At 73.0% G+C, this 18,233-nt stretch carries 16 protein-coding genes; 14 read left to right on the top strand and 2 right to left on the bottom strand.

Annotated features, from left to right (window positions below):
• The first annotated feature begins 4 nt into the window (after nucleotides 1-4).
• From hisG to ACFY3V_RS31005, 13 genes are all read left to right on the top strand, one after another.
• Entirely contained in the window at nucleotides 5-892 is an 888-nt protein-coding gene (gene hisG, locus ACFY3V_RS31065; protein WP_362904469.1) for an ATP phosphoribosyltransferase, read from the top strand.
• A gap of 14 nt (nucleotides 893-906) precedes the next feature.
• Nucleotides 907-1,734, top strand: a complete 828-nt coding sequence (locus tag ACFY3V_RS31060) for an HAD family hydrolase (RefSeq protein WP_389778411.1) — start codon at nucleotides 907-909, stop codon at nucleotides 1,732-1,734.
• Between the two features lie 53 nt (nucleotides 1,735-1,787).
• Nucleotides 1,788-2,837 carry a BMP family ABC transporter substrate-binding protein gene (locus tag ACFY3V_RS31055; RefSeq protein WP_362904465.1) on the top strand — a complete coding sequence of 350 codons (1,050 nt, stop codon included), beginning with the start codon at nucleotides 1,788-1,790 and terminating at the stop codon, nucleotides 2,835-2,837.
• Complete coding sequence (locus ACFY3V_RS31050; protein WP_362904463.1) at nucleotides 2,834-4,345, top strand: ABC transporter ATP-binding protein; 1,512 nt, start codon at nucleotides 2,834-2,836, stop codon at nucleotides 4,343-4,345. Before ACFY3V_RS31055 ends, ACFY3V_RS31050 begins: the two co-directional genes overlap by 4 nt.
• Complete coding sequence (locus tag ACFY3V_RS31045) at nucleotides 4,342-5,478, top strand: ABC transporter permease (RefSeq protein ID WP_389778408.1); 1,137 nt, start codon at nucleotides 4,342-4,344, stop codon at nucleotides 5,476-5,478. Before ACFY3V_RS31050 ends, ACFY3V_RS31045 begins: the two co-directional genes overlap by 4 nt.
• Nucleotides 5,475-6,692, top strand: coding sequence for an ABC transporter permease (locus ACFY3V_RS31040; protein ID WP_389778406.1), 1,218 nt, complete (start codon nucleotides 5,475-5,477; stop codon nucleotides 6,690-6,692). Before ACFY3V_RS31045 ends, ACFY3V_RS31040 begins: the two co-directional genes overlap by 4 nt.
• An 11-nt stretch (nucleotides 6,693-6,703) precedes the next feature.
• A complete protein-coding gene (locus tag ACFY3V_RS31035) occupies nucleotides 6,704-8,848 on the top strand; it encodes a N,N-dimethylformamidase beta subunit family domain-containing protein (protein ID WP_389778404.1) in 2,145 nt (714 codons plus the stop codon).
• Nucleotides 8,845-9,756 (top strand): hypothetical protein, encoded by a 912-nt coding sequence (locus ACFY3V_RS31030; protein ID WP_362904455.1) that lies wholly within the window; start codon nucleotides 8,845-8,847, stop codon nucleotides 9,754-9,756. The genes ACFY3V_RS31035 and ACFY3V_RS31030 overlap by 4 nt, the downstream gene beginning before the upstream one ends.
• Nucleotides 9,757-9,817: 61 nt before the next feature.
• Nucleotides 9,818-10,750 carry a PfkB family carbohydrate kinase gene (locus tag ACFY3V_RS31025; protein WP_362904453.1) on the top strand — a complete coding sequence of 311 codons (933 nt, stop codon included), beginning with the start codon at nucleotides 9,818-9,820 and terminating at the stop codon, nucleotides 10,748-10,750.
• On the top strand, nucleotides 10,747-11,472 hold the full coding sequence (locus ACFY3V_RS31020) for a GntR family transcriptional regulator (RefSeq protein WP_350949620.1): 726 nt from the start codon (nucleotides 10,747-10,749) through the stop codon (nucleotides 11,470-11,472). Before ACFY3V_RS31025 ends, ACFY3V_RS31020 begins: the two co-directional genes overlap by 4 nt.
• A complete protein-coding gene (locus ACFY3V_RS31015; protein ID WP_389778401.1) occupies nucleotides 11,465-12,463 on the top strand; it encodes a nucleoside hydrolase in 999 nt (332 codons plus the stop codon). Before ACFY3V_RS31020 ends, ACFY3V_RS31015 begins: the two co-directional genes overlap by 8 nt.
• Before the next feature lie 25 nt (nucleotides 12,464-12,488).
• Nucleotides 12,489-13,229: a LuxR C-terminal-related transcriptional regulator gene (locus tag ACFY3V_RS31010; protein WP_362904448.1), complete on the top strand. Its 741-nt coding sequence runs from the start codon at nucleotides 12,489-12,491 to the stop codon at nucleotides 13,227-13,229.
• A 75-nt stretch (nucleotides 13,230-13,304) separates the two neighbouring features.
• Nucleotides 13,305-14,246, top strand: coding sequence for a hypothetical protein (locus ACFY3V_RS31005; RefSeq protein ID WP_389778398.1), 942 nt, complete (start codon nucleotides 13,305-13,307; stop codon nucleotides 14,244-14,246).
• 147 nt (nucleotides 14,247-14,393) lie between these two features.
• Here the strand turns inward: ACFY3V_RS31005 and ACFY3V_RS31000 are convergent, their stop codons facing one another.
• Entirely contained in the window at nucleotides 14,394-15,047 is a 654-nt protein-coding gene (locus ACFY3V_RS31000) for a TetR/AcrR family transcriptional regulator (RefSeq protein WP_362904446.1), read from the bottom strand.
• Nucleotides 15,048-15,150: 103 nt separating this feature from the next.
• Between ACFY3V_RS31000 and ACFY3V_RS30995 the strand changes: the two genes are divergently transcribed.
• Nucleotides 15,151-16,713, top strand: a complete 1,563-nt coding sequence (locus ACFY3V_RS30995) for an FAD-dependent oxidoreductase (RefSeq protein WP_389778396.1) — start codon at nucleotides 15,151-15,153, stop codon at nucleotides 16,711-16,713.
• A gap of 236 nt (nucleotides 16,714-16,949) precedes the next feature.
• On the opposite strand, the gene ACFY3V_RS30990 is transcribed toward ACFY3V_RS30995, so the two are convergent.
• Nucleotides 16,950-18,071 carry an epoxide hydrolase family protein gene (locus tag ACFY3V_RS30990; protein ID WP_389778394.1) on the bottom strand — a complete coding sequence of 374 codons (1,122 nt, stop codon included), beginning with the start codon at nucleotides 18,069-18,071 and terminating at the stop codon, nucleotides 16,950-16,952.
• Between the last annotated feature and the right edge of the window lie 162 nt (nucleotides 18,072-18,233).

The raw sequence follows: 18,233 nt of genomic DNA, 5'->3' as shown, positions 1-18,233 counted from the left end.
TCACATGATCTCGCTCGCGCTGCCCAAGGGGTCCGCTCTGGAGCGGCCGGTCCTGGACCTGTTCACCGCGGCCGGGCTCGGCGTGCGCCGGACGTCTGGACGCAGCTATCGGGCGAGCATCGAGTACGGCGGCCCGATCCAGGTCGTCTTCTTCAAGCCGCGGGAGATCCCGCTGGTCCTGCAGGACGGAGCCTTCGACGTCGGCGTCACCGGCACCGACTGGATCGAGGAGACCGGCGCCAAGGTCGAGGTCGTCGAGGCGGTGGCGGCGGGCCGTCCGTGGCGCATGGTGCTGGCCGTACCGGCCGAGGGGCCCGCGGGCCTGTCCCCCGGCGCCCGGGTGGCCACCGAGTTCCCCGGCATCGGCCGGCGCTATCTGCGCGGCCGGGGGTCGGCGGCCGAGGTGGTGCACTCCTACGGCGCCAGCCAGGCCAAGATCCCCGAGCTCGCGGACGCCGTCATCGAGGTGCTCGAACCGGGCGCGTCCCTCGCGCCGGGCCTGCGGGTCCTCGACACGGTGCGCACCTGCGCGCCGCGGCTCATCGCCGGGCCGCACGCGTGGCGGGACGCCGGCAAACGCGCCCGGATCGAGAAGGTGGCGCTGCTGCTGGCCTCGGTGCGGGCGGGGGCGGCGCACGTGCTGCTGACGGTGCGCACGTCGGCGCGCGAGTTGCCGCGCGTCGCGCCCGCGCTGCCGCCGCGCTCATGGCGCGTCGGTGACCTGTCCGAGGAGGGGGCGGTGGTGGTGCAGGGGCTGGCGGCACGGCGTGGCGTGGCCGAGACCATCGACGCCATCCTGGCCGCGGGCGCGGCCGACGTCGTGGTGTCCGCGGTCGGCCGGGTCGTGACCCATCGGCAGCGGTCTTCGTCGCGGGAGCCGTGCCGGCCGTGAGCAGCGTGCCGCCCGTGGAACGCCGAATGATCGTCTGTGACCTGGACGGCACGCTGCTCGACTCGCGCGGCGAGCTGTCCGAGCGCACCCGGGCGGCCGTGCGCCGCGTCCGGGCGGCCGGGCATGTGTTCGTCATCGCGACGGCGCGACCGGTCCGAGACACCCGGCACGTGGCCGCGGCCCTCAACGACACCGGCAACGCAGGCAACGCAGGCAACGCAGGCGACGCGAACAGCGCGGTCTGCGGCAACGGCTCCGTCGTCTACGACTTCGCCCGGGACGAGGTGGTCGATCACCACCCGTTCGCCGAGGCGGACGTGGTGAGGGCGCTGACGGCGCTGCGCGACCGCTTTCCCGGCATCCGGCTGGGCGCCGAGTGTCATCTGGAGCTGTTGCTGGAGGACGCCTTCGAGCTGGCCCCCGCGCTGGCCCGCGACGCCCGCCGGGTGGCGAGGCTGGAGGAGGCGATCGACTGGCACGGCGTCGGCAAGATCGTGGTCCAGCTGGAGGGGGCGGCCCGCGGATACTACGAGAGCGTGGGCACGCTGCTGCCCGGGTGCGAGGTCACCGTGTCGGCGGACGTGTTCTGCGAGGTGACCCGCGCCGGAGTGACGAAGGCGGCCGCCCTGGAGGCGATGGCCGACCGGCTCGGCTTCGGCCGCGCGGGGGTGATCGCCTTTGGCGACATGCCCAACGACCTGCCGATGCTGACCTGGTCGGGGACGGCGGTCGCGGTCGCCAACGCCCATCCGGCGGTGCTCGCCGCGGCCCATGAGATGACCGCGTCCAACGACGAGGACGGCGTCGCCGTATGGCTGGAGCAGTTATCAGAGAAGCATTGACACTTGTCTGATGAGTACTCATTCTGGTCAAAGCCCCGGTTTGGGAGGTACTTGTGTCCCGCCTGTTCACCCGGTCGTCAATCGCCCTTTGCTTCCTGTTCGCCCTCGTCGCCTGCGGAGGCTCGCAGGGCACCGCCCAGAACGCGGGGGCGAACGAGGCCGCCTCGGCTGCAGGTGCCGCCGGCCTGCGCGTGGGGGTCGCCTACAGCCGAGGCGGGCGCGGCGACAAGTCCTTCAACGACTCCGCAGGGGCGGGCGTCGATCAGGCCAAGGCCTCGTTGGGCATCGAGGTCAAGGAGCTGAGCCCGAACGCGGCCGGCTCCGACCTGGAGGAGATCCTGCGCCTCCTCGCCGAGACGGGCCACAACCCCGTCCTGGCCGTCGGCTTCTTCTACGCCCAGCCGCTCACGAAGGTCGCGCCCGCCTACCCGGGAACGCACTTCGTCATCATCGACGACGCGACGGTGAAGCTGCCCAACGTCACCAACGTGGTGTTCCGCGAGGAGCAGGCCAGCTACCTGGTCGGGGCCGCGGCGGCGCTGAAGTCCGCCACCGGGCGGATCGGTTTCGTCGGCGGCGTGCAGACGCCGCCCCAGGAGAAGTTCCTGGCCGGGTACGCGGCCGGCGCCCGCGCGATCGACCCGAAGATCCGGCTGTCGAGCGTCTTCATGACGCAGCCGCCCGACTTCAGTGGATTCTCCTCCCCCGACAAGGCGCGGGAGGCCGCCCGCGGCATGTACGACGGCGGCGCCGACATCGTCTACCACGCGGCCGGCGCCTCAGGGCTCGGCGTCTTCCAGGCGGCCAAGGCGGCACACAAGTGGGCCATCGGCGTCGACGTCGACCAGCGCCGCACCGTCGCCCCCGACCTGTCGGAGGTGATCCTCACCAGCGCCACCAAGCAGATCGACGTCGCGGTGCGGCGCGTCATCGAGGAGCAGGCGGCGGGCAAGGCGGTCTACGGGCTGCGCGAGTTCGGCCTGGACGAGGACGGTGTCGGCTACGCCACCACCGGCTCCGACCTCGCCGACATCCGCCCCCGGCTGGACGAGATCAGAAAGCGGATCATCGCCGGCGAGATCGACGTGCCGGTCACCCCGTGAGGCGGCCTTCGACGACCTCCCCGGGGGTGCCGCTCGTCGAGCTTCGCCGCATCACCAAGCGCTACCCCGGCGTCACCGCCAACCGCGACATGAACCTCCTGGTGCGGCCGGGCCAGGTGCACGCCGTGGTCGGCGAGAACGGCGCCGGCAAGTCGACCCTCATGCGCGTCCTGTACGGCGAGGAGCGCCCCGACTCCGGCGACCTGCTGCTCGACGGCGTCCCCGTGCGGTTCCGGTCGCCCGCCGACGCCATCGCGGCCGGCATCGGCATGGTGCACCAGCACTTCCTGCTCGCCGAGAACCTGACCGTGCTGGAGAACGTGATCCTGGGCGCCGAGACCTCGCGCCGCGGGCTGCTCGACCGCCGCACGAGCGCCCGCGCGCTGCGCGACCTCGGCGAGCGCTACGGCCTGGCCGTCGACCCCGGCGCCCGGATCGAGCACCTGGGCCTGGGCGAACGGCAGCGGGTGGAGATCCTCAAGGCCCTGTACCGGGGCGCGCGTCTGCTCATCCTCGACGAGCCCACCACGGTGCTGGCGCCCGGCGAGGTGGGGCGCCTGTTCACCAGCCTCGCCGAACTGCGCGCCCAGGGCCTGGCCGTGCTGTTCATCTCGCACAAGCTCGACGAGGTGCTCAGCGTCTCCGATCACATCACCGTCATCCGCGCCGGAACCGCGGTGGGCGAGTTCGCCGCCGGCGACGCCGACCCGGGCGTCCTCACCCGGCTCATCGCCGGCGGCGACCTGCCGCCCACCGTCCGCGGCGGGCGCACGGAAAAGGGCCCCGTCGTGCTGCGTCTGGACGGCGTGCGCACCGACGCCGTCCAGGCGGCCACCCTGGAGCTGGCCGAGGGCGAGATCCTGGGCATCGCCGGCGTCCAGGGCAACGGGCAGTCCGAGCTGATCGACGCGCTGGTGGGCACCCGCCAGATCACGGCCGGCACTGTGCGCCTCGGCGACCGTGACGTCACCCGGCTGGGCGTGCGCGGGCGCCGCCGCCTGGGACTGGCGTGCATCCCCGAGGACCGCCACCGCCACGCGCTGGCGCTGCCCGCCACGCTGTGGGAGAACGTCATGCTGGGCAGCGAGGACCTGCGCCGCCGCAGCCGGTGGCGCCTGGACCGCGCGGCCGCCCGGGAGGCCGCCGGGCAGATCGGCGCCCGCCTCGGCGTCGGCGCACCCTCCCCCGACGTCCCCGCCGCCGCGCTGTCGGGCGGCAACCAGCAAAAACTCGTCGTCGGCCGGGTGCTGCGCGGCCGTCCCCAGGTGCTGCTCGCCGCCCACCCCACCCTCGGCGTGGACGTCGGCGCCCAGGCCGTCATCTGGGATCTGCTGCGCGAGGCCCGCGACGCCGGCCTGGCCGTCCTGCTGGTCAGCGCCGACCTCGACGAGGTGCTCGGCCTGAGCGACCGCGTACAGGTGATGTTGCGCGGCCGGCTGACGCCCGCCCTGCCGGTCGCGGAACTCACCCGGCCGCGCCTGGTCCGGCTGATGACGGGCACCGGATGAACGCGATCATCACCCGGGCCGGGAAGGTGCCGCGCGTGCTCGCCGCGCCGGCGCTCGCGCTGCTGCTGGCCCTCGTCGTGGCCACGGCACTGCTGACCGCGGCGGGCGCGTCGCCGGGCAGGACATATGTGACGATGCTGGAGTTCGGCGCGCGGCCGGACTCGCTCGTCTCGGCCGTGAACCGCTCGGTCGTCTACTTCCTCGCGGGCCTCGCGGTGGCCGTCACGTTCCGCATGAACCTGTTCAACATCGGCGTGGAGGGCCAGTACCGCCTCGCCGCGCTGCTGGCCGCGGCCACCGGCGCGCACCTGGACCTGCCGGCGCCCCTGCACGTGGCCGTCATGTGCGCGGTCGCCATGCTCGCCGGGGCCGCGTGGGCCGCGCTCGCCGCGCTGCTCAAGGTCTGGCGCGGTGTGTCGGAGGTGTTGTCGACGCTGCTGCTGAACTATGTCGCCACCGGGGTCGTGGCGTACCTGCTGGCCGAGGTGTTCGCCGCCGGCAGCACGACGGGGTCGACCGCGGACCTGCCGCCCTCGGCCCGCCTGCCCGAGCTGAACGGCCTGCTCGCCGCGGCCGGGGTAACGCTCCCGGGCGGTGCGAGCCTGGGCGGGGCCGTGCTCGGTGCCGCGCTCCTGGGGGTGGCCCTGCACCTGCTGCTCACCCGGACGCTGTTCGGGCACGACCTGCGGATGAGCGGGCTGAACGCCGCGGCGACCCGCGTCCACGGCGTCGATCCCCGCCGCATGATCGTCGTGACGATGCTCGTCTCGGGCGCGATCGCCGGACTGGCCGGGCTGCCCCACCTGCTGGGCACCGCCTACCACTTCGGCCTGGACTTTCCCGCCGGGGCGGGCTTCACCGGCATCGCGGTGGCCCTGCTCGGCCGCAACAGCCCGCTCGGCATCGCGCTCGCCGCCCTGCTCTTCGGCTTCCTGGAGCGCTCGGCGCTCATCCTCGACATCGAGGGCGTGCCCAAGGAGATCGTCACGATCATGCAGGGCGTCATCGTGATCAGTGTCGTGGTCGCGCACGAGGTGGTGCGTCGTGCCGAACGCCGGCGCGCCGCACGGCTGGTGCGGGCACGCACCGAGCCCGAGGCCACCCCGGCCCCGGCGCCGGGCGGGGTCTCGTGAACGCGCTGACGCGGCGGCCGCTGCTGATCGTCCTGCTCGTGCTGCTCGCGGTGGCGGGCGTCCGCGTCCTCACCGGCGAGGCGCTCACCGACTCCGGCATGGTCGGCGCCGCACTGCGCCTCGCGGTGCCGATCGGGCTGGCCGCCCTGAGCGGGTTGTGGAGCGAACGCGCGGGCGTCGCCAACCTCGGCATCGAGGGCATGATGATCATCGGGACGGTGTGCGGGGCGTGGGCGGGCCACTTCCACGGCGTCTGGGCCGGGGTGGTGGCCGGAGTGCTGGGCGGCGCCGCTGCCGGACTGCTGCACGCCGTCGTCACCGTCACCTTCGGCGTCGACCAGGTGGTGTGCGGCATCGCCGTCAACATCCTGGCGGCGGGGGTGGCGCGTTTTCTGTGCGTCGTCGTGTTCGCCGGCCTGCCCGGCGCCGGGGCCACCCAGTCGCCTCCTGTCACGGGCGAGGTCGGCACCGTGAGCGTGCCGCTGCTGGCGGGCGGCGCGGGCGGCGGCGACCTGCTGGGCGACCTGGAACGCGGCGGCGTCTTCCTCCTCGCGGACGCCGCCGGCCTGCTGCGAGGGCTGCTGCACGAGGTGTCGTGGCTCACCGTGGCCGCCGTCGTGCTCGTCCCGGTCAGCGTCGTGCTCCTGTGGCACACCGCGTTCGGGCTGCGGCTGCGCTCGGCCGGGGAGCACCCGGCCGCGGCCGACTCGCTCGGCGTGCCGGTCCAGCGGATGCGCTACTGCGGCGTGCTGGTCTCCGGCGCTCTGGCCGGTCTGGCCGGCGCCTACCTCGTCACCGTCTCCTCCGGCCTCTACCAGGAGGGCCAGACCGGCGGGCGCGGCTTCATCGGCCTCGCCGCAATGATCTTCGGTAACTGGCGGCCGGTCGGCACGGCGGGCGGGGCGCTGCTGTTCGGCTACGCCGACGCCGTGCAGCTGCGCCAGGCGAGCGCGGTGCACACCCTGCTGCTTTTGGGCGCGATGCTGGCGTGGGCGGCGGCGATCGTCGTCGCGCGGCGGCGGCCCCGCCTGGCGGCGGGCGCGGCCCTGCTCGGCGCGGCCGCCTTCGCGCTCTTCCAGAGCACCGGCTCGGTGCCCACCCAGCTCATCTACGTCACGCCGTACCTGACCACGCTGCTGGTGCTGGCCACGGTCGCCCAGCGGCTGCGCATGCCCGCCTACGTCGGCCTGCCCTACCGGCGGGGAGATGCCTGACCATGACACACGTGCCGCGACCCCGGATGCTGGCCTACCTGGACCGCTGGTCCGCCTCCCCCGGACAGCGCGTGAACGTGCACGCGAGCGGGCCCGCCGGAGCCGCGCGGGTCGAGGTGGTCGACCTGGTGAGCCAGACCGTGCTCGGCCAGGCGATGCCGGTCGTCGTCGAGCCGCGGCGCCTGCTGACCGGCTCCCACCTGGAGGCCACCGGCGTGCCGGCCCCCGCCCGGGGCAGCGTCGCGCTGTGGCTGCGCCCGCACGGGGCCGGCGCCCGGCAGGTCGTGGCGGAGCTGGACACCGGCGACCGGCGGCTGCTGATCACCCTGGACGAGGCCGGACGTCCCGAGACCGTCATCGAGACCGGATCCGGCGTCCTGCGCGCGGGAGCGGGTTCGGCCCTCCCGCAGGGGGCGTGGTCGTTGCTGGTGGCCGCCTGGACGGCGGAGCCGTCCGGCACCCGGCTGCGTCTCACCGTCCGAGGGGCGATGCGCGACGACGCCGCCGCGCACCGGGCGGACCTGCCGCTGGAGCCGGCGACCGCGACCCTGCGCTTCGGCGCGGGCTCCGGCCACCGCGACCCGTACGCCGGGCGCCTGGCGCTGCCCCTGCTGACCGGCGACGCGCTCACCTCCGGCGACTGCGACACCATGACGGGCCTGACCGGCGGCCCGGCCCTGGCCGGGCACCTGGGCGCCGGCCTTCTCGCCCTGTGGGACCCGGCCGCCGATCCGGGCGGCCCCGTCGTCCTGGACATCAGCGGAAACGCCCGGCACGCCCGCGCCATCAACCGGCCGCTCGCCGGGCTCGTCGGCCCCGGCGAGGACGGCACCCGCACCGCCCTGCAGCTCAGCCCCGAAGACCTGGACGACGCCCGCTGGCCGCGAACCTGCTCGGTGACCGTACCCGCCGACGCCGGCTCGACCGTGCTCGGCGTGCGAGTGCGCGCCGGCGGTGACTCCCACGGTGACTCCCACGGTGACTCCCACGGTGACTGCCACGTTGTCCCGCTCGTCGTCCCCCCGGCCGGCCCGGCGCGCCCGATCGCGGTCGTCCTGCCGACGTTCACCTACCTGGCCTACGCCAACCACCGCCAGTCCAGCGAGGCCGAGTACTTCGGCGACTACTCGCACGTGACCGACCGGCGCATCGAGCTGTCGGACACCGACGTCCACCTCAACGCCCACCGCGACCTGGGCCTGTCCCTGTACGACCAGCGACGCGAGGGCGGCCCCGTCTACCACTCCTGCGGTCGGCGCCCGGTGCTCAACCACACGCCGGACTACCGGTGGTGGATGACCGGGGCGCCCCGGCACTTCGCCGCCGACCTGCTGCTGCTGCGCTGGCTGCACGCCGAGGGCTTCGCCTTCGACGTCCTGGCCGACGAGGACGTGCACACCGGCGGGGCCGCCCTGCTGGCGCGCTACCGCGTCGTGCTGACCGGCAGCCACCCCGAGTACGTCAGCGCACCGGAGCGCGAGGCCGTCGCGGCGTACGTGTCCGGCGGCGGACGGCTCATGTACCTGGGCGGCAACGGCTTCTACTGGGTGACCGGCGTCGATTCGCGCCACCCGAACGCGATCGAGGTACGCCGCGGCCACACCGGCGCCTGGTGGGACAACGAGCCAGGAGAGGACGTCCTCACCTCGACCGGGGAGCCCGGCGGACTGTGGCGCGAGCGCGGCCTGGCGCCCCAGGAGTTGCTGGGCGTCGGCTTCACCGCCCAGGGCTGGGGCCCGGCGCCCGGCTTCACCCGCCTGCCCGACGGTTACCGTGCCGAGGCGGCCTGGGTGTTCGCCGGGATCTCCGATCCGGTCATCGGCCGCCACGGGCTCGCTCTCGGCGGCGCCGCCGGAGACGAGATCGACCGCGCCGACCCCGGCCTCGGCACCCCGCCGGGCACCTTGTTGCTCGCCACGTCCGCGGGCGGGCACAGCGGCCACTACCAGAACGCGCCGGAGGAGGCCCGTCTCGGCGCGGACGCCGTCCGCGCCGACATGACGCTGCGCCTGACCGGGGCGGGCGGCGCCGTCTTCGCCACCGGATCCGTCAACTGGGTGGCCAGCCTCGCCTGCTGCGACGGCGACGTCCGGCGCGTCACTCGAAACGTCCTGTCCCGGTTCCTTATCCCGAAACCCTTCAAAGGAGTGACGTGACCTTCGTCAGGACAAAGGCGCACGCCTACCCCTATCCCCGCACCTCCGGCGAGCTCACCGAGGAGCACCTGAGTATGCCCACCGCGACGCTCACGGCGATCGCGCGGCACCCGGTGACCGTGTATCCCGACACAGGCGCCCTCTACCACCGGCTGGCCCGTGAGATGGCCGACGAGCTGCGCGACAACAACCTGCGTGGCGAGCCCACCCGCTGGATCCTGCCCGTGGGCCCCAAGGCGCACTATCCGCTGCTGGCGCGCATCTGCAACCAGGAGCGCATCAGCTGGGCCGAGGTGCACGCCTTCCACATGGACGAGTTCCTCGACTGGCAGGGCCGCCCCGTCGAGCCGTCACACCCGTTCAGCTTCCGCGGCTACTGCGACCGCAACCTCTACCAGCTGCTGGACCCCGCGCTGCGCCCTCACCCCGGCAACGTCGTCTACCCCGACGTCCTCGATCCCGACGCCTACGGCGCCCGCCTGCGCGAGGTCGGCGGGGCCGACACGTGTTTCGCGGGCTTCGGCTACCGGGGGCACCTCGCCTTCAACGAGCCGCCCTCGAGCCGCTGGCACCGGTACACCGTCGAGGAGTTCGCCGCCTCCACCACGCGGATCGTCACCCTGCTCGACGACACGCTCGTGGCCCTTTCGCACCGGCTGACCGGCGGCTACACCCAGCCCATCCCGCCGATGGCCATCACGCTGGGCATGGCGGAGATCCTTTCCGCCCGGCGGCTGCACCTCATCACCGACGGCGGCGCGTGGAAGCGGTACATCGTCCGCGTGCTGCTGCTGACGACCGAACCGGAGGTGTCGCTCCCGGTCACGCTGGCGTACCGGCACCCCGACGTGCGCGTCTCGGTGGACGCCGACAGCATCGCCCCGTGCGCGGTGGGGCTGGGCGCATGACCCCGCCTTTGGCCCGCTCCCCTCACCAAGCACCGGCGCCCCCGAGAAAGGCGGTGCCCCGGTGACCGTGCTCGCGCTCGGCGCCTACACCCTGGACCTCTACATGTTCGGCGGCCGCCTGCCGTCCGCCGGCGAGAGCGTCAACGCCGCCGAGTACGCCACCGCGCACGGCGGCAAGGCGGCGAACGTGGCGGTCGCGGCGGCCAGGCTCGGCGCGCCCGCGCGTTTCGCCGGCTGCCTGGGCGAGGACGCCGACCGTTCGGCGGCGCTGGCGGCGTTGCGGGCCGACGGCGTCGAGGTGGGCGACTGCGCGATCGCCAAGGGCGTGGCCACCGGGCGCAGCTTCGTCTACGTCGACGACCAGGGGCGGCAGATCGTGATGACCTGGCCGGGGGCGGCCGGCCTTCTGGCCCCGGAGCGGGCGGCCGCGGCGGCCGCGCGTCTGCCGGCCGGGTCGGTTCTCGTCCTGCAGGGCGAGATCCCGGTGGCCACCTCGTGCGCGGCCGCGGCGGCCGTCTCGCCGGGAGTGCGCCTCCTGGTCAACCCCAGCCCGGCCGAGGCGTTCCTGGGGGCCGACGGGGCGGACCTGCTGAGCAGGGCCGACGTGGTGGTGCTCAACGAGGCAGAACTGAGCGTGCTGACCGGTGGCCGCACCGCGGACTCCTCGCGGTCTCTGGGCCTTCGTACCAAAGGAGGGGCCGTGGTCGTCACCCGGGGCGAGCGGGGGGCCGAGGTGAGCGACGATCACGGCACTATGCTGGTCGACGCACCCCGCGTGGACGCTGTCGACACGACCGGAGCGGGCGACGCCTTCACCGGTACGCTGGCCGCCACCCTGCGCGCCGGGCTGAGCCTGGCGGCCGGGGTCCGACTCGCCTGCAGGGTGGCCGCAGTCTCGGTCACGCGCCGTTTCTGCGTGCCCAGTTACCCGTCCGCCGGAGAGCTCGGTCTCGCCCCTCTCCACGGTCCACCGGCGCAGGAGATATCCGCATGACACCACGACCGCACACCCTGGCCGTCAGGATCCGCGACCGGCTCCGCCTCCTCATCGTCGAGCAGGGCCTGCGCCCGGGCGACAAGCTGCCGTCGGAGAACGAGCTGATGAACCTCTTCGACGCGGGCCGCACCAGCATCCGCGAGGCGTTCAAGCTCCTGGAGCAGGAGGGCGTCATCCAGGCGCGTCACGGTGACGGCCGCTACCTCACCGCGCAGCCGAGCCTGGATCGTCCGCTCACCCGCCTCGAAGGCGTGACGGAGATGCTCGCCAGCCGCGGTTTCACCGCCGATGACACCGTCTTGGACGTCGCCTCGGTCGAGCCGGACCGCCACCAGCGCGAGGTGTTGCGGCTGGCGCCCGGTGAGACGATCGTGCGCCTGGAGCGGCTGCGCCGGCACCGGGACGACGCGTTGCTCTACTCGATCGACCTGTTCCCGCGCCGGCTCGTCCGTCTCCCGCTGGACGAGGTCGACTGGTCCGGGTCGCTGTTTCAGCTCCTCACCGAGCACGGTCACACGATCGCGTACGCGGTCACCCAGGTCCGTGCCGTCACCCTGGATTCGGCGCAGGCCGAGCGCATCGGCGGCGCCGAGGCCGGCGGCGCGTGGCTGCTGCTCATCCAGACCCACCACGACAGCGCGGGGCGGCCCCTGCTGTTCTCGCAGGACTACCACCGCGGCACCGACTTCTCCTTCCACCTGGTGAGGCGCCGTGACTGACCCCCCGACAACCGGCACCGCGACCGGCACCGCGACCGGCACCGCACCCGGTGCGCGCCGCCGCCACGTCGTGTTCGACCACGACGGCGCGCCCGACGACCTGCTGGCGCTGCTGCTGCTGACCCGCTACGAGAACGTCGATCTGCGCGGTGTCGCCGTCACCCCGGCCGACTGCCTGCCCGCGCCCGGCCTGTCGGCCACCCGCAAGATCCTCGCCTTGGTGGGCCGGGACGTACCGACGGCGCTGGGCGTGCTGCCCGGCCGCAACCCTTTTCCGCTCGCCTGGCGGATCGACGCCCTGCGGGCGGACGCGCTGCCCGTGCTCAACCAGCGCGGCCGCACCGTCCCCGCCGCTCAGGCGCCCCCGGCGCACGAGCAGTTCGCCACCTGGCTGGCGCAGGCGCCGGGACCGGTCACCGTGCTGGCCACCGGCCCGCTGACCAACATCGCCTGGTGCCTGAAGCACCATCCTCGGCTCGCGGCACGCATCGAGGAGATCGTGTTCATGGGCGGCGCCCTGGATGTGGCGGGCAACGTCCACCAGCCGGGCCACGACGGCACCGGCGAGTGGAACGTCTACTGGGATCCCGACGCCGTCAAGTGCGTGTTCGACTCCGATGTGCCGATCACCATGTTCCCGCTGGATGTGACCAACCGGGTGCCGGTGACCGCCGACTTCGTGGAGATCTTCGGCCGTGCGTACGGCGAGCACGTGAGCGACCTGGCCGGGTCGCTGCTCGCGCTCACCTTCGGCACGCTGGAGACCACCGGGCTGCCCTACTGCTGCTGGGACAGCCTCACCACCTCCTACCTCGCCGACCAGGACATCTGCACCTTCGAGACGGTGCGCTGCGATGTCGTGACCCGGAGCGCGAGCCAGGGACGAATCGTGCGAAGTGCCGGCGGGCGCGCGGTCCGCTGTGCCCGGTCGGTCGACGCCGACCGGTTCTACCGGCACTTCGTCACCACCCTCGCCCCGCGCGGGCGATGACCTCAACGACAGAAAGGATCATGCGATGAGCACGAGAACGATGGATGCGGGCGAGCGGATCGCCGCGCCTCTTTTCGGCCGCCGCCGGATCCTGTCCGTCTTCTGGCTGGCCGAGGACGAGATCTCCTTCTACGGGCTGCCGCTGCTGCTGTGCCGGGTACCGCACGTGGTCAGGGCGACGGTCGGCCGAAGCGTGGCGGAGGCCGGCCAGGCGCTGGGCGGAGGGGATTTCGACGTGGTGGTGCTGCCGGTCGCGACGGTGCCGCAGGTGGTGGCCGCCGCCGGTACGCCCTGTGGCCGCACCAGGGTGCTGGCACTGATGCGAACCGAGGAGGCGCGCCACCTGTCCCCTGTCGCCGGCGATCACGGTGTCGACGGCTGCCTGCTGTGGGACGTGGTCAACGTCGCCGGATTGTCCGACGCCTTCGCGCACCTGCTCAGCGGCGACCTGCCCACCCTGCCGGTCGCGCCGTCCGTGTCACCGTCCGTGTCGCCGGCCGCGGCCTCCCCCCAAAGCGCCGGCGCCGAGCTGACCGACCGGCTGACCGAGCGCGAGCACACGGCGCTCGCCCTGCTGCTGCGCGGAATGAGCAACAACCAGATCGCCCGCGCCATGGGCATCTCGATCCACGGCGTCAAACGGCACGTCTCGAACCTGCTGGTGAAATTCGACTGCTCCAACCGGACGGAGGTGGCGCTGGTCGCGCAGCGGCTGGGACTCAGCTCCGCCACCGGCGGCCCCCGCGTCAACCCGGCGGTCAGGTGAAGGGCGGCACCGCCGCCCTTCACGGATTCGCATATCGCCCGCACCCCGTAGTGACCGAAGAGAAGTGGAGCGACAATGGACGTCCCCCCCATGGAACTCAGTGGTCGCGTTCCCCTCGTGCGCGCCGACGATCTCGACGCCGACATGGAGAAGGCGACGCAAGCCATCAGGACCCAGCTGACCGACTGGGGCTTCATGGCCGCCGAGGTCCCCGGCATCGGCGTACGCGTCCGCACCATGATGGAGGAGTTCGCCTCGGCGTGCCGATCGCCGGAGCCGCGGCTGGCCGACTACGCGCAGTCGTCGGTGCCCCAGCTGTCGGTCGGCGGCACGCACGGGTTCTTCCCCTACAACTCCGAGATCCCGCGCCTGGCCAACGGCGTGCCCGACCCCAAGGAGTTCATTCACATCAGCGGGGCGCTGCTGGCCGACCAGCCGCCCGGCGCCGGTGACGTGCTGCGCGCCTTCCCGGCGTTCGGGGCGGCGGCGGCCGGTGTGTTCGACACCGCGTTCCGGCTGATCTCCCTGTTCGGAGAGGTCGTCCGCGGCATGATGGCGCCCGGCACACCCGAGCTGGACCTGTCGCGGGAGGCCACGAACCTGCGGGTGATCCGCTACCGGGACGTGGGCGATCGCGAGGTGCTGGCGCACGAGCACTCGGGCATCCAGATGCTCGGCCTGCAGTTGCCGCCTTCCGACCAGGGGCTGCAGTACGTGCTGCACGACGGCACCTGGGTGGAGCCGGTGATCGCCGGCACCGACGTGGTCCTGTGCAACATCGGCCGGATGCTCACAAGCGCCTCCGACGGGCGTTTCCGGCCGTCGACGCACCGGGTGCACACCAAACCCATGCCGCCCGGCTACGAACGCCTGTCGTCGGTGCTGTTCGCCTACCCGCCGCACAAGGCGCCCCAGTGGAAGATGGTCGACGGTGAGATGGTGACGCTCGACGCGACCTGGGGCGACTTCATCGAGAGCCGGTTCCAGGGCCTGGGTGAGCGGCAGCCGGAGTCCTGACGAAGAGGGGGCCTTTCGGCCAGGTGCGGATCGCGTTCCGCGCCTGCGGCCCGAAAGGCCCCCTCCTGCCGGTGGTGTTCGGCCGCCTCCCACGCCGGCGACGATTCAGCGGCAGATGCCGGGGCGCCGTTTCCTTCGGCAGGCGGTTCACTGACGCCGGTGGCGGAGTGCTCGTTGCTCGGCGGCGTCGAGTGCGGGTGCGAGGGGCGCGAGCGCGGCGCGAAGGAGGTCCGGTAGCGAGCCGGACGGCACGACGAGCCCGCCGGCCGTGGCGGACGAGACGGTCGCCTGCAGCCATTGCTCGAGCGCCACGCGAACCGCGGCGGCCACGCTCGCCGCGAGCACCCGTGCGGTGTGCGGGTCGCCGTCGCCGAGACGTCCGGCGATCGCATCGGTGAGGGGGTGCTCGATCGCGGTGGTGGTTTCGACGAACGCCTCACGCAGCGCCGGGCGGGTGACGATCAGCAGTAGCGCGTCCCGGGCGGATTCGTCCGGGGCGGTGTACTGATCCACGATCGCCTCGATGACGGCGTCGGCGAGGCCGACGCCGCGGGGCCGGTCGGCCACCGCCGCCGCGACCCGCGCCTCCCGTTCGCCGGCGACGGCGGCGACGATCGCCTGTTCGCGGCTGGAGAAGTAGTTGTTGTACGTCCTGGGTGAGACGCCGGCGGCCTCGGCGATGTCGTCGACGCGCACGTTGTCGGGTCCACGCTCAAGAGCCAGCCGCAGGGCCGCCGTGCGCAGGGCCTCTCGGGTGGCCTGCTTCTTCTGCTCGCGCAGCCCTGCCGGTCTCGTCGTCACCGTCTCAGCCTCCCAGATTCAATGCGCGTACGCAAACTTGCCTACACGCAACTTTTTTCCTAGCCTGGGCGTCCTCTCACCTCAGGCGAACAAGGGAACGCACATGATCACAGATGTCGTCATCGTCGGCGGCGGCCCGAACGGGCTGATGCTGGCCTGCGAGCTGAGCCTGGCGGGGGTCCGGCCACTCGTGCTGGAGCGGCTGCCGGAGCCGAGCGAGGAACCGAAGGCGAACGGGCTGCTCGGTCAGGTCGTCAAGCTGCTCGACCGCCGGGGGCTGCACGAACGTCTCAGTGGCAGCCCGGAGCCGCCGCGGCCGAACTCCGCCTACTTCATGTTCGGCGCGATGGGCCTGGACCTGAGTCTGCTGGACGACAGCCCCGTCTACGCCCTGCCGGTGCCGCAGCGGCGCATCGTGCAGGTTCTGCAGGAGCGCGCCGTCGAACTGGGCGTGGAGATCCGGCGCGGACATGAGGTCGTGGGCCTGTCGCAGGACGACGAGGCGGTCACCGTCGACGTCGCGAGCCCGGGCGGGGCCTACCACCTGCGGGCCCGGTACCTTGTCGGCGCCGATGGAGCCCACAGCGTCACCCGCAAACTCTCCGGCATCGGATTCCCCGGAGTCACCTACGACCGGATGACCGTGCGCTCGGCGCATGTGACGGTCCCGGCGGACCGGGTCGATCCTGCGACCGGTGCGCTGAACGTGCCCGGCTACGGTGCCGTTTCGCCGTTCCTGCCCCACCGCACCGAGCACGGGGGGTTCTCCTACGCGCCGATGCCCGGCCACCCGCCGCTGGTCAGCACCACGGAGTGGGACCAGCCCGCGACCGACGCGGTGATGAGCCTGGAGGAGTTACGGGCGAGCGTCCGCCGCGTGCTCGGCGTCGAGGTGCCGATCGGCCCGCCCGACGGCCAGGGACCGCACGTGCTGCGCCGGCTGAGTGGCGGTAACACCCGGGTCGCCGAACGGTTCGCCGACGGCCGGGTGTTCCTGATCGGTGACGCCGCTCATGTGTACGCCGCCACGGGGGGCGGTCCAGGGCTCAACCTCGGCCTGCAGGACGCGGTCAATCTCGGCTGGAAACTCGCCGCCGAGATCCGGGCAGGAGCCCCGTCCGGGCTGCTGGACACCTACGAGACGGAGCGGCGGTCGGCCGCCCGGCGCATGGTGCTGAACGCGCAGGCACAGGCGGCCCTGATCGCCCCCGGCGACGATGTCACCGGACTGCGCGAGGTGTTCGCCGAACTGCTCCGCGACCCCGGCACCGTGCGGCGCCTGGCCGAGCTCACCGCGGGCGCCGACGTCCGCTACGACATGGGTGCGGGCGAGGCGCATCCGCTGACCGGCCGGTTCGCCCCGGACCTGGACCTGCGCACCCCGGCCGGTCCGGTCCGGCTGGCCGAGCTGACCAGGACCGCACGTCCTTTGCTGCTCGACCTGACCGAGGAGGCGTCACTGGCGAAGACCCTCGCCCTGCGGCACGACCAGGTCGATGTCGTCACGGCGCGCTCCCAGGCCGCCGCGCCCACCGCCCTGCTCCTTCGACCGGACTGCTACGTGGCCTGGGCGTCTTCGTCACCCCGGCCCGATCCAACGGAGATCGCGGCACTCCAGGCGGCCTTGCGGCGGTGGTTCGGAGTCATCACGCCCGCTCGCACCTGAGGTCGCCGGTACCGGTCCGGCATCGGTGACCGCGATCGGACGGATCGCGGAGGCGCACGCGTGCGCCGAGTGCGGACACCCGCGAGGCGAGCTCGTGGCCCGCGTCCGAGCCTGTCGTTCCCCCGTTCGGGGCCTCCCGCCGTGGCCGCGGGAGGCCCGCCCCCTCCGATCACCGCGCCCGGAGCGATCCGGCCACCTTTCCGCTCGCGAAATGACGCGATCGCGATCCGGAACATTCAAGGGGTGTGACGCCGGACTCGGCTCGTCGGCCCCTCCTGCTCGATATGAGGGAGGAAGAAGTCCCGGACGTCCCCGGCGAGCAGCTCCGGCACCTCCATCGCGGCGAAGTGGCCGCCGCGCTCGAACTCCGACCAGTGCCTGATGTCGTACAGCCGCTCGGCCAGCGGCCGCACCGACTGCGTGATGTCGTGCGCGAACACCGCCACGCCGACCGGTACCGGGCACGGCTCGACCCGCCGCGGAGCCTCACGTGCCAGCCGCGCCGAGGAGGCCGCGGTGGCGGTCAGCCAGTACAGCGAGATGTCGGTGAGCATCCGCTCGTCGTCGATCTGCGAGCGCGGGTCCGTCCACTGCGCGAAGCGCTCGGCGATCCAGGCCAGCTGGCCGACCGGCGAGTCGGTGAGCGCGTATCCGAGGGTCTGCGGGGTGGTGGCCTGCAGAGCCTGGTACGGCGGGCGGTTCGCCATCAGCCGCCTGACCTTCTCCAGCCGGGCCTCGTCGGTTTGTGACAGCTCGAGGCCGGCGTCGGGGTCCGGCCGGGTCGGCAGGTAGTTGACGTGCACCCCGGCGACCTGCGCGGGGGCCACCGCGCCGAGTGCCAACGAGATGCCCGAGCCGAAGTCGCCGCCGTGCGCGCCGTAGCGCTCATACCCCAGGCGGCGCATCAGCTCGGCCCAGGCCCGGGCGACCCGGACGATGTCCCAGCCGCGCTCGTGGGTCGGCCCGGAAAAACCGAAGCCCGGGATGGAGGGGATCACCAGGTGGAAGTCGCGCGACAGGGGCTCGATCACGTCGAGGAACTCCAGGAACGACCCTGGCCAGCCGTGGGTGAGGACGAGCGCGAGTGCGTCCGGTCTTGGAGAGCGGACGTGGACGAAGTGGATGTTCTGCCCGTCGATCTCGGTGGTGAAGTGCGCGAGCTCGTTCAGCCTGGCCTCGTGCGCCCGCCAGTCGTAGCCGGTGCGCCAGTGTTCGGCGAGCTCCTTCAGCCGCGCCAGCGGGAAGCCGTAGTCCCATCCGGCGCCGGCGACCTCGTTGGGCCAGCGGGTGCGCGAGAGCCGGTCGGTGAGGTCGTCGAGGTCTGCCTGGGGGATGTCGATGCGAAACGGCTTGATCATAGTCTTGACTCCAGGGGATTCGTCCGGCGCCCGGATGTTCGGACGGGCCGGTGTCGATGAGGTCGGTGCGAACGGCGACGGGGCAGCGGGTGCCGGATTCGAACCACGCTCGCGCGGGTGTCCGCGGCGTTCCGGAAAGCGAGCGGTTCTCGCATGTTCAGG

The organism is Streptosporangium sp. NPDC000095, assembly GCF_042899335.1.
Taxonomy (GTDB): Bacteria; Actinomycetota; Actinomycetes; order Streptosporangiales; family Streptosporangiaceae; genus Streptosporangium.
Note: the sequence above shows the minus strand (reverse complement) of the source record. Positions and strands in the feature narration are given on the sequence as shown.

Coding starts and splice junctions, on each gene's coding strand:
- hisG (WP_362904469.1), top strand. CDS start 5: ATGATCTCGCTCGCGCTGCCCAAGGGGTCCGCTCTGGAGCGGCCGGTC.
- ACFY3V_RS31045 (WP_389778408.1), top strand. CDS start 4,342: ATGAACGCGATCATCACCCGGGCCGGGAAGGTGCCGCGCGTGCTCGCC.
- ACFY3V_RS31020 (WP_350949620.1), top strand. CDS start 10,747: ATGACACCACGACCGCACACCCTGGCCGTCAGGATCCGCGACCGGCTC.
- ACFY3V_RS31010 (WP_362904448.1), top strand. CDS start 12,489: ATGAGCACGAGAACGATGGATGCGGGCGAGCGGATCGCCGCGCCTCTT.
- ACFY3V_RS31005 (WP_389778398.1), top strand. CDS start 13,305: ATGGACGTCCCCCCCATGGAACTCAGTGGTCGCGTTCCCCTCGTGCGC.
- ACFY3V_RS30995 (WP_389778396.1), top strand. CDS start 15,151: ATGATCACAGATGTCGTCATCGTCGGCGGCGGCCCGAACGGGCTGATG.
- ACFY3V_RS30990 (WP_389778394.1), bottom strand. CDS start 18,071: ATGATCAAGCCGTTTCGCATCGACATCCCCCAGGCAGACCTCGACGAC.